The organism is Streptomyces mashuensis (assembly GCF_014654785.1).
GTDB lineage: Bacteria > Actinomycetota > Actinomycetes > Streptomycetales > Streptomycetaceae > Streptomyces > Streptomyces mashuensis.
Genome location: NZ_BNBD01000017.1, coordinates 17,819 through 30,708, shown reverse-complemented (window position 1 = coordinate 30,708; position 12,890 = coordinate 17,819). Strand labels below are relative to the sequence as shown.

11 protein-coding genes and 1 tRNA gene are annotated in these 12,890 nt (G+C 72.0%); 9 read left to right on the top strand and 3 right to left on the bottom strand.

The window, feature by feature from the left end; translation table 11 throughout:
• Positions 1-46: 46 nt before the first annotated feature.
• The 3 genes from IE305_RS28340 to IE305_RS28330 are packed head-to-tail and all read left to right on the top strand — an operon-like array spanning position 47 to position 3,267.
• Positions 47-1,795: a TerD family protein gene (locus IE305_RS28340; protein WP_190132647.1), complete on the top strand. Its 1,749-nt coding sequence runs from the start codon at positions 47-49 to the stop codon at positions 1,793-1,795.
• Between the two features lie 11 nt (positions 1,796-1,806).
• Positions 1,807-2,490 (top strand): AIM24 family protein, encoded by a 684-nt coding sequence (locus IE305_RS28335; RefSeq protein ID WP_190132646.1) that lies wholly within the window; start codon positions 1,807-1,809, stop codon positions 2,488-2,490.
• An 18-nt stretch (positions 2,491-2,508) separates the two neighbouring features.
• The gene (locus tag IE305_RS28330) at positions 2,509-3,267 is read left to right on the top strand and encodes an AIM24 family protein (protein WP_190132645.1); all 759 of its coding nucleotides are present in this window, start codon (positions 2,509-2,511) and stop codon (positions 3,265-3,267) included.
• Positions 3,268-3,337: 70 nt separating this feature from the next.
• Here IE305_RS28330 and IE305_RS28325 read toward each other — a convergent pair whose 3' ends face one another.
• Positions 3,338-3,862 (bottom strand): NUDIX hydrolase, encoded by a 525-nt coding sequence (locus tag IE305_RS28325; protein WP_190132644.1) that lies wholly within the window; start codon positions 3,860-3,862, stop codon positions 3,338-3,340.
• Positions 3,859-5,316: a zinc-dependent metalloprotease gene (locus IE305_RS28320; RefSeq protein ID WP_190132643.1), complete on the bottom strand. Its 1,458-nt coding sequence runs from the start codon at positions 5,314-5,316 to the stop codon at positions 3,859-3,861. The genes IE305_RS28325 and IE305_RS28320 overlap by 4 nt, the downstream gene beginning before the upstream one ends.
• 201 nt (positions 5,317-5,517) lie before the next feature.
• On the opposite strand from IE305_RS28320, the gene IE305_RS28315 reads away from it, so the two are divergent.
• The 4 genes from IE305_RS28315 to IE305_RS28300 all read left to right on the top strand — a co-directional run bounded on the left by IE305_RS28315 (position 5,518) and on the right by IE305_RS28300 (position 8,819).
• Positions 5,518-6,642 (top strand): SDR family oxidoreductase, encoded by a 1,125-nt coding sequence (locus IE305_RS28315; protein ID WP_190132642.1) that lies wholly within the window; start codon positions 5,518-5,520, stop codon positions 6,640-6,642.
• A gap of 200 nt (positions 6,643-6,842) precedes the next feature.
• Complete coding sequence (locus tag IE305_RS28310; protein ID WP_190132641.1) at positions 6,843-7,304, top strand: molybdenum cofactor biosynthesis protein MoaE; 462 nt, start codon at positions 6,843-6,845, stop codon at positions 7,302-7,304.
• Positions 7,305-7,487: 183 nt separating this feature from the next.
• Positions 7,488-7,664 (top strand): hypothetical protein, encoded by a 177-nt coding sequence (locus IE305_RS28305; protein WP_190132640.1) that lies wholly within the window; start codon positions 7,488-7,490, stop codon positions 7,662-7,664.
• Between the two features lie 66 nt (positions 7,665-7,730).
• Positions 7,731-8,819: a YlbL family protein gene (locus IE305_RS28300; protein ID WP_190132639.1), complete on the top strand. Its 1,089-nt coding sequence runs from the start codon at positions 7,731-7,733 to the stop codon at positions 8,817-8,819.
• 36 nt (positions 8,820-8,855) lie between these two features.
• Here the strand turns inward: IE305_RS28300 and IE305_RS28295 are convergent, their stop codons facing one another.
• Positions 8,856-9,440 (bottom strand): PPA1309 family protein, encoded by a 585-nt coding sequence (locus tag IE305_RS28295; protein WP_229891636.1) that lies wholly within the window; start codon positions 9,438-9,440, stop codon positions 8,856-8,858.
• Positions 9,441-9,594: 154 nt separating this feature from the next.
• Here IE305_RS28295 and IE305_RS28290 point away from each other — a divergent pair, with 154 nt between their 5' ends.
• Entirely contained in the window at positions 9,595-12,537 is a 2,943-nt protein-coding gene (locus tag IE305_RS28290; protein ID WP_190132716.1) for a UPF0182 family membrane protein, read from the top strand.
• Between the two features lie 41 nt (positions 12,538-12,578).
• Positions 12,579-12,652: transfer RNA gene (locus IE305_RS28285), tRNA-Met, on the top strand.
• Positions 12,653-12,890 lie beyond the last annotated feature (238 nt).

Genomic DNA, 12,890 nt, shown 5'->3' with positions numbered 1-12,890 from the left:
GCGCAACGCACTCACCACAGGTTCGGATGGGGGACGTTCGTCACGCATGTCCAGGGAATTCCAACGCGGCCACAAGGCCAAGATCAGTGACCTGACGGCGGGGACCGATCTGTACGTGGGAGTGCAGATCGGGGGTCCCGGTCTGGCCTTCGACATCAGCTGCTTCGGTCTCGACGCCGGCGAGCGGCTCTCCGACGACCGCTATTTCGTGTTCTTCAACCAGCCGCAGTCGCCCGAAGGGGCGATCCAGCTGCTGGGTGCGCAGGCCGGGGACACGGAGTCGTTCCGCGTCACCCTCGACCGCGTCCCGCCGCACGTCCGCAGGCTCACCTTCACGGCGACCCTCGACGGGGCGGGTCAGATGTCGCAGGTGGGCCCCGGGTACATCCGCCTCGTGGCGGGTGGCACGGAGGTGGCCCGCTACTCCTTCACCGGTGCCGAGTTCAGCACCGAGCGCGCGGTGATGCTCGCCGACGTCTATTTCAAGGACGTGTGGCGGTTCGCGGCCGTCGGGCAGGGCTTCGACGGCGGCCTGGAGGCGCTGCTGACGAACTTCGGCGGCGAGGTGCTGGAGGAGGAGCCGGAGGCCGCACCCGCCCCCGGAGCCGCACCCGCCCCGGCTGCCACGCCCGCGCCCGCCTTCGCGCCCCCGCAGGCCACCGCGCCCCCCTCCTTCGCCCCGCCCGCCCCGGCCCCCCAGCACCACGGACAGCCGCAGGCGCCGACCCCGCCCCCGCCGCCGGCGTTCTCCACGCCGCCGCCCGCGCAGGGGTACGCGCCCCCGCCCGGCAGCACCCCGCCGCCGCAGCCCCCGGCGTCCGGGCCCGCCGCGCACAGCGCGCCCACCCTGGCCGCGCCCCTGGCCCCGCCCGGCTACTTCTCCGGCGGCCACACGCCGGCCGGCGGCACCGTGCCCCCGCCGCCGCCGCCCCCGCCCGGCGTGCCCGGCACGCCCCACGCCCCGTACGCGCAGCCCACGGCGCCCACCCAGGTGTTCGCCACCCCGCAGCCGTACGGCACGCCCGCCGTGCCCGCGCAGCCCCAGCCCGGCCCGCACGCCTCCTACGGTGCCCCCGCCCCCTACGGCGCCCCCGCCCCCCACGGAGCTCCCGCCGCCCACGGCAACCCCGGCGTCCCCGGCCTCCAGGCCGGCCTCGACCCGTACAAGGAGGTCCCCGTCGGGCAGCGCTGGGCGCTGCAGAACGCCAAGCTCGTCCGCGTCGACCTCGGCGCCGACCCGCAGCCCGTCCTGGCCCGCCAGGGCAGCATGGTCCTCTACCAGGGCAAGGTCGACTTCGCCTACAAGGGCGCCGGCTTCATGGGCCGCATCGTCGGGAACGCCACCGGCCAGGAAATGCAGCTGATGCGTTGCACCGGCCGCGGCCAGGTGTTCCTCGCCGAGAACTCGGCGCACCTCCACCCGGTACAGCTGGAGAACGAGGGCCTGTGCGTCTCCGCCGACGCCGTCCTCGCCTTCGACGAGTCCCTGCACCACGAGGTGCGGCGCATCGAGGGCCACGGCATTCCCGGCGGCGCCCTGTTCACCCTCCAGTTCCACGGCACCGGCACCGTCGTCCTCAAGACCCACGGCACGCCGGTCGTGCTGCCCGTCACCAACGCCACGTTCGCCGACAGCAACGCCGTCGTCGCCTGGTCGGCCGGGGCGCAGGTGGTCGTCTCCAGTCAGGTGCGGCTGCGTCGCTCCGCCTACCCGGGGCACAGCGGGGAGACCGTGAATCTCCAGTTCCGCGGTGCGCCCGGAAACTTCGTCGTCGTCCAGCCCTACGAGGTCTGAGGGAGCCCGTCATGGACCAGTCGCTGATCTCGGGCCACGCCCCGACCCCGCCCGCCGCGCGCATGGAGAACCACGGCAGCAACATGCTGAAGGTCGCCATGAGCAGCGGCCACGACCTGTTCGCCCGTACCGGCTCGATGGTGGCCTACGAGGGCTACGTGCAGTACGAGCCGAACCCGCCCGCCGTCCGGCAGATGGCCTCCCAGTGGCTCACCGGTGAGGGCGCCCCGCTGATGCGGTGCACCGGCGACGGCCTGCTGTACCTCGCCGACTACGGCGCCGACGTCGTCTGCCTGCAGCTCACCAACGAATCGGTGTCCGTCAACGGCACCAACCTGCTGGCCTTCGACGCCCACCTCCAGTGGGGTGTCGAACGCGTCAAGGGCATGGCCAAGTTCGCCGGGCAGGGCCTGTTCAACGTCGTCGTCAGCGGCACCGGCTGGGTCGCGCTCACCTCGCGCGGCACGCCCGTCGTCGTCAACTGCGGGGGCGGCGACGACGAGACGTACGTGGACCCCGACGCGCTCGTCGCCTGGTCCAGCGGCCTGCGGATGAAGGGCAAGAGGAGCTTCAAGGCCTCCTCGATGATCGGCCGCGGCAGCGGCGAGGCGTACCAACTGGGTTTCTCCGGCCACGGCTTCGTGGTCGTGCAGCCCAGTGAGGACAGCACCGACCGGCTCCGGGCCCGGGGCTGAGGGGACGGACGAACCAGCATGCAGAGCCCGCTTTTCGCCTACACCGAGGCCCAGGCCCAGGACCGCTACGCGCTCCAGAACCCGCAGCTGCTGCGCGTCGCCCTCACCGGCCACGACGACGTGCTCGCCCGCAAGGGCTCGATGGTCGCCTACCAGGGCATGATCGAGTTCGACGGCGAGTACCGCACCCGCCACCAGGACCACGCGCAGGCCCGCACCGGCGAGGGCCTGGACCTGATGCGCTGCTCCGGGCAGGGCACCGTCTACCTCGCCAACCTCGCCCAGCACATCCACGTCGTCGACGTGGACCACGAGGGCCTGACCGTCGACAGCGGCTACGTCCTCGCCCTGGACTCCGTCCTGCACTGGGACGCCGTCGCGGTGGACAGCCAGTTCGGCATCTCCGGCACCGGCGCGTACAACCTCAACATCAGCGGCCGCGGCACGGTCGCCCTCATGACGTCGGGGCACCCCCTGATGCTGGAGGTCACGCCCGAGAAGTACGTGTGCGTGGACGCCGACGCCGTCGTCGCCTGGTCGTCGTCGCTGCGCGTCCAGATGCAGGCGCAGACCTCCTCCTCCAGCGTCTGGCGGCGGCGCGGCAGCACGGGCGAGGGCTGGGAGCTCAACTTCCAGGGCCACGGCCACGTCCTCGTGCAGCCCAGCGAGATGCTGCCGCCGCAGGGCACGCAGATCGGGCAGGGCCTCATGGCCCAGTACGGCCTCGGCCAGCAGGGCGCGCGCGGCGCCAACCAGGGCAACATCTGGACGAACTGAGCCGACGGCCGTACGCGTAAGGGGCGGTCGCCCATGGCGACCGCCCCTTACCCGCGTCCGTCGATCCGTTCTACGGCAGGCGCTCCAGCGTGCACCGCAGCAGCTCCGCCACCGAGCCGTCGGCCACCGCCGGCACCTCGGCGTACGGGTACCAGCGCAGCTCCAGCGACTCGTCGCTGATCGTCTCCACCGCGCCCGGCGGGACGACGGCGGCGTACTGCACGTCCAGGTGCCAGTTGCACGGCGCGGGGATCGGGTGCCGGTCCAGGCGCACCGGGCCGCCCGGCAGCAGCGTGAGGCCCTCGATGCCGGACTCCTCCGTGGCCTCCCGCAGCGCCGCCGCCTCCAGGGTGGCGTCGCCGGGCTCGCAGTGGCCGCCCATCTGCAGCCACATGCGCAGCTTGCGGTGGTGTGTGAGCAGGACCCTGCCGTGCTCCGGGTCGACGACCAGGGCGCTGGCCGTCAGGTGCCCGGCCTGGCAGGGCTTCCACATGCCGTCGGGGTGGGCGGCCAGGTGGTCCAGGTAGAGGCCGCGCAGCTCGTCCTGGTCCGTGTACTCCTTGAGCACGCGGACCGCGTCGTCGTGCAGGCTCACCGGGTCTCGTCCCCGCCCTTGCCGCTCTCGTCGTCGCCGTTGTCGCCGGTGTCGCGCTTCTCGGCGTCCTTGGCGTCCTTGGCGGCGTCCTTGCCCTTGGCCGCCTCGCCGAGCATCTTGTCGAGCTCCGAGAAGTCCAGGTGCTCGCGGTGCACGAAACCGTCGGGGTCGTCGAGGTCCGAGGCCGTCGGCAGCATGTCGGGGTGCGCCCAGAGGGCGTCCCTGCCCTCCATGCCGCGCGCGTCCGTCAGCGACGCCCACAGCCGCGAGGCGTCCCGCAGCCGGCGCGGGCGCAGCTCCAGGCCGATCAGCGTGGCGAAGGTCTGCTCGGCGGGGCCGCCGGAGGCGCGGCGGCGGCGCAGCGTCTCGCGGAGCGCGCCGGCCGACGGCAGGTGGGGCGCGGCGGCGGCGTGGACGACGGCGTCGACCCAGCCCTCGACGAGCGCCAGGGCCGTCTCCAGGCGGGCCAGGGCGGCCTTCTGCTCCGGGGTGTCCTCGGGCTGGAACATGCCCTGCTGGAGGGCTTCCTGCATCTGCTCGGGGTGGGCGGGGTCGAGCTGGCCCACGACGTCCTCCAGCTTGGAGGTGTCGACCTTGATGCCGCGGGCGTAGCCCTCGACGGCGCCGAACAGGTGCGAGCGGAGCCACGGCACGTGGGCGAAGAGCCGCTGGTGGGCGGCCTCGCGCAGGGCCAGGTAGAGCCGGACCTGGTCCAGCGGCACGCCCAGGCCGGAGCCCAGGGCCTCGATGTTCACGGGCAGCAGGGCGGCCTTGCCGGCCGGCCCCAGGGGCAGGCCGATGTCGGTGGAGCCGACGACCTCGCCCGCGAGGACGCCCACGGCCTGGCCGATCTGGGTGCCGAACATGGCGCCGCCCATGCTGCGCATCATGCCGAGCAGCGGGCCGGCCATGGCCTGCATCTCCTCGGGCAGCACGTCGCCCATGGCGGCGCCGACGCGCTCGGCGACCGGGTCGACGAGATCGCGCCAGACGGGCAGGGTGGCCTCGACCCACTCGGCGCGGCTCCAGGCGACGGCGGTGCCCGAGCCCGACGGCAGGGACGTCACGCCGTCCAGCCACAGGTCGGCGAGGCGCACGGCCTCCTCGACGGCGGCCCGCTCGCCGGCGGAGACGCTGGCGTCCTTGCGGCCGTCGGCGGTGCCCTGGGCGACGGTCTGGCGGGCGATCTGCTTGGCCATGTCCCAGTTCACCGGGCCGCCCTCGTAGGAGAGCATCTGGCCGAGCTGCTGGAAGGCGGCGCCGAGATCGGTGGGGTTCAGCGAACCGAACATCGCGGCGAACGGGTTGTCCCCGCCGCCGGGAGCCCCGCCGAACCCGAAGGGATTCGCGGGCCCCTGGCCGCCCTCGGGCCGGTCACCGCCCTTCTTCTTGCCGTCGTCGCCGTTCTCCGGCTCCTCCGGCGGAAGACCGAATCCGAATGGGGTGTCACTCACGGGTTTCCTCGGCTCGTAGGGCCGCCGGCTCCGGACCGGCGGCGAATGCCCGACAACACCACCAAGCGTAGACACCTCGCCGCTGTCCGGGCTTGGTGCTCCGCGCGCCCGGGGCCTGCGGCAGGATGGACAGCACCTGGTACGTACGCGTCACGACGCGTGTGGCCCGCACGTACTGAACACAACCGCTGGAGTCGCCGGGTGAGTTCCCCAGAACGAGAAGTTCGCGCAGCGCGAAACGGTTCCGCGCCGGACGCGGTGATCACGCACGGCCGGCGGCCCGTCGTCGCCGTCACCGGTGCCGCCCGCGGGGTCGGCGCGCTCCTGACGCAGCGGCTCGCCGCGTCGGAGGAGATCAAGCAGGTGGTGGCGATCGACGAGCGCCGCGGCGAGGTCACCGAGGCGCAGTGGCACGTCCTCGACGTGCGCGACCCGGTGATCGCCGAGCGGCTGCGCGGCGTCGACGTGGTGGTGCACCTGGCCCTGGACCTGGACCTGGAGACCGATCCGGCGGCCCGCACCGCCTACAACGTGCGCGGCACGCAGACGGTGCTGACCGCCGCCGCGGCCGCCGGGGTGCGGCGCGTGGTGCTGTGCACCTCGGCGATGGTGTACGGCGCCCACCCGGACAACGACGTGCCGCTGGCGGAGGACGCCGAGCTGCGGGCCACCGCGGAGGCCACCGGGGTGGGTGACCTGCTGGAGATAGAGCGGCTGGCCAGGCGCGCGCCGCGGGCGCACCCCGGCCTGAACGTGACGGTGCTGCGGCCCGCCGTGCTGGTGGGCGGCACGGACACGGCGCTGACCCGCTACTTCGAGTCGCCGCGCCTGCTGGTGGTGGCCGGTTCCCGGCCCGCGTGGCAGTTCTGCCACGTCGAGGACCTGGTGGGGGCGCTGGAGTTCGCCGCCCTGGAGAAGGCCGAGGGGGAGCTGGCCGTCGGCTGCGACGGCTGGCTGGAGCAGGAGGAGGTCGAGGAGCTCAGCGGCATCCGCCGCATGGAGCTGCCGTCGGCCGTCGCGCTGGGCGCGGCCTCCCGGCTGCACCGGCTGGGCCTGACGCCGTCCCCGGCCGGTGACCTGGCGTACACGATGTACCCGTGGGTGGTGAGCGGCCACCGGCTGCACGACGCGGGCTGGCGGCCCCGCTGGACCAACGAGGAGGTCCTCGCCGAGCTGCTGGAGGAGGTCTCCGGCCGGCACACAGTGGCGGGGCGGCGCCTGGGCCGCAAGGACGCCACGGCCGCGGGCGCGGCCGGCGCCACCGTCGCCCTGCTGGGCACCGCCGCCCTCGTCCGCCGGGCCCGCAAGGCGCGCAGGCGGCTCTAGGGACGCACCCGGGGGGTACGGGGGCGCGGCCGGCCGGCACGCGCGCGTACCGGCGCGGAGCTGCCCGTTCCGGGCGCGCCGGGGCCACGGCCGCGGGCACGCGCGCGTACAGGGACGCCGGGGAGCCCGCAGGGGCGTGGATCCGGCCGTGCGTCGAACCGCCGTTCCCGGTGGCCTCCCCCGTACGGCACGATGGCTGCATGACGTCCACCTCCGCGCCCACCCCCTCGTCCGGCCCGGCCCGCGGCCCGGTCCGGCTGCTCGCGATCCGGGACACCCCGCTGTCCGTGGACGAGGTCTTCGCCGCGGTCGGTGACGCGGCCGCCGGCGGCACGGCGCTGTTCGTGGGCACGGTGCGCGATCACGACGGCGGCTCCGGCGTCACAGGTCTCGGCTACTCGGCCCACCCCACGGCGGAGGCGGAGCTGCGGCGCGTCGCGGAGAAGGTCGCGGCGGACTTCCCGGTGCGGGCCCTGGCCGCGGTGCACCGGGTGGGGGAGCTGGCGGTGGGCGACCTGGCCGTGGTCGTCGCGGTGTCCTGCCCGCACCGCGCGGAGGCGTTCGAGGCCTGCCGCAGACTGATCGACGACCTGAAGGCCCAGGTCCCCATCTGGAAGCACCAGCACTTCACGGACGGCACGGAGGAGTGGGTGGGTGCGTAGTGATGGGGGCACCTCCCAGCGGTAGCTGGGGGAGGGTGGGGGCGTAGCTGCGGGGGGTTGAAATCTGACTCTTATGGGCCGGTCCTGCTTGCGTAACCGTCCCCCTGACGTAAGCGTTGAGACCGAAGATGATTAGTCTGCTCATCACTTCAGTTGCGATGGCGTAAGGGGTCGGAGGCCGGCATGGCGGCGCTCGCTTGGTTGCTGATTCCAGTGGTGGCGATGGTGGTCGCCGCCCTGTGGGGAAGCTGGGCCGCGCGGAACCGGAAGACCGGCGACGTTGCGGAACTGGCCGGTTATGCCCGCTTCCGTGAGGCGATGGAACGGTCCGAGTCCGGTTCCGGACCGGCGTCCGGCTAGCCCGGACCAGACCCGGACGGACCGCCCCGGAAGTGGACGGCCGGGCCCGTCCCGTACTGTCGTTCCATGCCCCGCCGCACCGCGACGATGCTCGCCTCCCTCCTCATGCTGATCGCACTGCTGTGCGCGGGAGTGCTGATCCCCGTGCCCTACGCGGAGATGTCGCCGGGGCCGACGGTCAACACGCTCGGTGAGCACGGCGGCGAGCCGGTGCTCCAGATCTCCGGCCGGACGACGTACCCGGCCGGCGGCCACCTCAACATGACCACGGTGCGCGTCACGGGGTCGCAGTACCGGATGAACCTCGTCGAGGCGCTGTACGGCTGGCTGTCGCACGACAACCTGGTCGTGCCGCACAGCACGCTCTACCCCGACGACAAGTCGCCCGACCAGCTGAACCAGGAGACCGCGGAGGAGTTCACGCAGTCCCAGGAGAGCGCCAAGGTGGCGGCCCTGAAGCAACTGGACATCCCCGTCGGCACGCGCGTGGTCGTGGCGTCCGTGGTCAAGGGCAGCCCCGCCGAGGGCGCCCTGCACGCCGGTGACGTGATCAAGGCCGTCGACGGTGTGACGATCAAGGAGCCCGGCGAGGTGGCGCGGCAGGTCACCCGGCACAAGCCCGGCGAGAAGGTCGCCTTCCGGGTGGTGCCCGCCAAGGAGGCGGCCGCCGCGGAGAAGGAGAAGCGCGAGCCGAAGGTCGAGGACACCGTCACGCTCACCACGAGCAAGGCGTCCGACGACAGCCGCGCCATAGTGGGCATCCAGGCCGGGACCGACCACACCTTCCCGTTCACGATCAACATCAAGCTGGCGGACGTCGGCGGCCCCAGCGCCGGCCTGATGTTCGCCCTCGGGATAGTCGACAAGCTCACCCCCGGCGATCTCACCGGCGGCCAGTTCGTCGCCGGCACCGGCACCATCGACGACAAGGGCAAGGTCGGGCCGATCGGTGGCGTGGAGATGAAGACCGTCGGCGCGCGCTCCAAGGGCGCGCGCTACTTCCTGACCCCGAAGGACAACTGCGCGGCCGCCGCGAAGGACACCCCCGCCGGCCTCACCCTGGTCAAGGTCGACTCCCTCGCGGACGCCCTCACGTCCCTGGAGAAGATCCGCAAGGGGGACCGGGCCGGCCTGCCGCAGTGCACGACGGGCTAGCCCGGCCCCCTGGACCCCGGCGGCCCGGGCGGCCGCTCAGTCGGCGAACGTGGCCGCCAGCGCGTCCGCGAGGCCCGGCACCAGGTCGGGGCCGGTGAGCACCTCGGTCGGCGAGTCCTTCTCGCGCAGCCGCAGGGCCGACTCGCGCGCCCCGTCGCGCAGCACCGCCACCGTCATCCGCACCTCCTGCCGGTCCGGGTGGGCGGCCACCCACTTGGCGAGCTGCTTCTCGTTCATGCCGTGCGGCACCGAGCCCTCGGCGGACGGCGGCAGCATCAGCCGCTCCACGGTCAGGGCGCAGCCCACCACCGCGTCGGGCCAGGCGATCGTGCCGAGGAACTTGTCGAGGGCGGTGCCCGCGGGCAGCTCCTCCTGCTCGACGGGGGTGTAGGAGGGGGCGGCGCCGGGGGTCTCGTCGAGGCCGAGCTGGTCGGCCAGGCCGGGCTCCTGCGCCCGCAGCCTGGCCGTGTCGACCAGGGCGAACAGGCGGGCGGGCTGGTCCCAGCCGAGCCCCGCGGCGTATTCGTCGATCTCGAGGACGGCACGCGTCAGGGGGCTGGCGGCCATCGGGGTGCTGGGCTCCTGGGAGCCGGGACGGTTCGAACCGGAATTGCTGGACATGGTCAATATCGTGCCCTGCCCGAGGCCGAAATCGGGAACCGAGTAAAGCCTCGGTAAGTTGCCTCAGTGGGTCCTAGCATCGCTGGGCCCGATCGTCCCGATCGTCAGTTCCATCCACACAGCGAACTTCGAGGTGCGCACCTTGGCTTTCCAGATGCCGGACCGCGGCGGAGGCCCCACGGGGCCACGGATCAGAGTCGGCCGACCGTCCCGTCGGGTCCGGACCCTGCTGATGACCCTGGGCGTGCTGGCGGGGCTGGCCATGCTCTTCGTCATGTTCGCCGGGTTCTGGACGGACTGGCTGTGGTACCGGTCGGTGGACTACGCGTCGGTGTTCACCACCACCCTGGGCACCAAGATCGGCCTGTTCGCCGTCTTCGGGCTGCTGATGGCCCTGGCCGTGGGGACGAACATCTGGCTGGCCCACCGGCTGCGGCCGCCGCTCAGCGCCATGTCCATGGAGCAGCAGAGCCTCGACCGCTACCGGATGAGCATCGCCCCCTACAAGAAGTGGGTGCTGCTGGCGGTGTCCGCGCTCGTCGGCCTGGTGGCGGGCGCCTCCGCCGCCGGCCAGTGGCGCACGTGGCTCCAGTGGGTGAACAGCGTGCCGTTCGGCACGAAGGACCCGCAGTTCCACAAGGACGTCGGCTTCTACACCTTCGACCTGCCCTGGTACCGCTTCCTGCTGAGCTTCGGCTTCGCCGCCGCGGTGCTGTCGCTCATCGCCGCCGCCCTGGTGCACTACCTGTACGGGGGGCTGCGGCTCACCAGCCCCGGTGGCCGCGCCACGGCGGCCGCCACCGGCCACCTGTCGGTCCTGCTGGGCATCTTCGTCACCCTCAAGGCCGTCGCCTACTGGCTCGACCGGTACGGGCTGGCGGTGAAGTCCAGCGGGCTGCGGTCCACCGACGGCTGGACCGGCCTGCGCTACGTCGACGCCAACGCCTATCTGCCGGCCAAGACGATCCTTTTCGTCATCGCGCTGATCTGCGCCGTGCTGTTCTTCGCGACGCTGTGGCGGCGCACCTGGCAGCTGCCGGTGATCGGCTTCGGCCTGATGGTGCTGTCGGCGGTGCTGATCGGCGGGCTGTACCCGGCCATCGTGCAGAAGTTCCAGGTCCAGCCGAACGAGCAGGCCAAGGAAGCCCCGTACATCAAGAAGAACATCGCCGCCACGCGTGAGGCCTACGGCATCGACGGGGCGAAGGTGCAGGAGTACGAGGGCCGCAGCGACCTCAAGGGCAAGGACCGCGACAAGCTGCGGGCCCAGGCCGCCGACACGGCCAGCCTGCGCCTGCTCGACCCCAACCTGGTGTCGCCCGCCTTCCAGCAGGAGCAGCAGGTCCGCGGGTACTACCAGTTCCCCTCCACTCTCGACGTCGACCGCTACAAGGACGCGAGCGGCAAGGAGCAGGACACGGTCATCGGTCTGCGCGAGCTGAACCTCAAGGGCGTCGAGCGGAACTGGATCAACGACCACTTCAAGTACACCCACGGTTACGGTGCCATCGCCGCGAAGGGCACCTCCACCGACGACGCCGGGGCCCCGGAGTTCACGGAGAAGAAGCTGCCCACCGAGGGCATGCTCGGCCGGTACGAACAGCGGGTGTACTACGGCGAGAAGACCACCCAGTACTCGATCGTCGGCGGTCCGCAGAAGGAGCTCGACCACCCCAGCGACAAGGGCGAGGAGAGCTACACCTACCGCGGCAAGAGCGGCGTGAGCCTGTCGAGCCCGGTCAACCGTGCCGCGTACGCGGTGGCCTTCGGCGAGCCGCAGATCCTGTACTCCGGTGCCATCGGCAAGGGATCGAAGATCCTGTACAACCGGACGCCCAAGGAGCGCGTGGAGTCCGTGGCGCCCTGGCTGACGATCGACGGCGACGCCTATCCGGCGGTGGTCGACGGCCGCATCCAGTGGATCGTGGACGCCTACACGACGTCGAACGGCTACCCGTACGCATCGCGCACCACCCTCGGCGACACCACCGCCGACTCCCTCACCACGGGGCAGCGCGCGGTCGTCGCCCAGCAGAACCAGGTCAACTACATCCGCAATTCGGTGAAGGCCACCGTCGACGCCTACGACGGCACGGTCACCCTCTACCAGTGGGACACCAAGGACCCGGTCCTCAAGACGTGGATGAAGTCGTTCCCCGGCACGGTGAAGCCGAGGAGCGCCATCAGCCCCGCGCTGATGGACCACCTGCGCTACCCGCAGGACCTGTTCAAGGTGCAGCGCGAGCTGCTCACCCGCTACCACGTCACCGACGCCGGCACGTTCTACACCGGCAGTGAGCGCTGGCAGGTGCCGGACGACCCGACCAACAAGGACGGCAACGCGGTTCCGCCGTACTACCTGAGCATGCGGATGCCGGGCCAGGACAAGCAGGTGTTCTCGCTGACCACCACGTTCACCCCGCGCAACCGGCCCAACCTGGGCGCGTTCATGGCCGTCGACGCCGACGCCAAGAGTGCCGGCTACGGCCGCATCAGCATTCTCAAACTGCCCTCCGAGACCACGGTGTGGGGCCCCGAGCAGGCCCAGAGCAAATTCAGCAGTTACCCCGCGGTCGCCAGTGAGATCAACATTTGGAAGAGGGGCGATTCCGAGGTCCAGTACGGAAATCTGCTGACGATCCCGCTGGACGGCGGACTGCTGTACGTGGAGCCGGTCTACGTCCGTGGTGTGGGCTCGAATTACCCGCTGCTGAAGAAGGTCCTCGTCAACTACGGCGAGAAGATCGCCTTCCGTGACACCCTCGCCGACGCGCTCGACGAGGTGTTCGGGGCCAAGGGCGCGGCGCCGGCCACCCCGCCGCCGCCCACCGGCACGACGAAGCCGCCGACGACCGGGAACCCCTCGGTGCAGGACGCGGTCAAGGCCGCGCAGGAAGCCTTCGACGCGGGCCAGAAGGCCCTGGAGAAGCAGGACTGGGCCGCCTACGGACGCGCCCAGGCCGACCTGAAGGCCGCGCTCGACCGGCTGGGCAAGGCCCAGAGCAGCAGCCCGAGCGGCCAGAGCGGCAGCCAGGGCGGCCAGAGCGGCCAGGGCAGCAGTCAGGGCGGCCAAAGCGGCCAGGGCAGCAGTCAGTGACCCGCCCCGCCCCGCGCCGTGGTACGGTTGTTCCACAACGGCGCGGGGTGGAGCAGCTCGGTAGCTCGCTGGGCTCATAACCCAGAGGTCGCAGGTTCAAATCCTGTCCCCGCTACTGCAAAGACAAGGCCCGGAGTTCATACGACTCCGGGCCTTGTCGTGTGCCGCGCCACCGCCCGGGGCCCCTGGACACCGGGCCCGGACCGCCGCACGGGGGCGCGGGGACGGAAACAGACGGTCCGTCACCCGGCACGCGCCGTGGTGTGCGGGTTGTGTGCGGGGCTTTTGATTAGAGTTTGGAGCACCGCCGTGTCGGGAAGTCGGGAAGTCGACAAAACGCTGAAGTGACCTCA

Coding starts and splice junctions, on each gene's coding strand:
- IE305_RS28340 (WP_190132647.1), top strand. CDS start 47: ATGTCCAGGGAATTCCAACGCGGCCACAAGGCCAAGATCAGTGACCTG.
- IE305_RS28335 (WP_190132646.1), top strand. CDS start 1,807: ATGGACCAGTCGCTGATCTCGGGCCACGCCCCGACCCCGCCCGCCGCG.
- IE305_RS28330 (WP_190132645.1), top strand. CDS start 2,509: ATGCAGAGCCCGCTTTTCGCCTACACCGAGGCCCAGGCCCAGGACCGC.
- IE305_RS28310 (WP_190132641.1), top strand. CDS start 6,843: ATGACGTCCACCTCCGCGCCCACCCCCTCGTCCGGCCCGGCCCGCGGC.
- IE305_RS28305 (WP_190132640.1), top strand. CDS start 7,488: ATGGCGGCGCTCGCTTGGTTGCTGATTCCAGTGGTGGCGATGGTGGTC.
- IE305_RS28300 (WP_190132639.1), top strand. CDS start 7,731: ATGCCCCGCCGCACCGCGACGATGCTCGCCTCCCTCCTCATGCTGATC.
- IE305_RS28295 (WP_229891636.1), bottom strand. CDS start 9,440: ATGTCCAGCAATTCCGGTTCGAACCGTCCCGGCTCCCAGGAGCCCAGC.
- IE305_RS28290 (WP_190132716.1), top strand. CDS start 9,595: ATGCCGGACCGCGGCGGAGGCCCCACGGGGCCACGGATCAGAGTCGGC.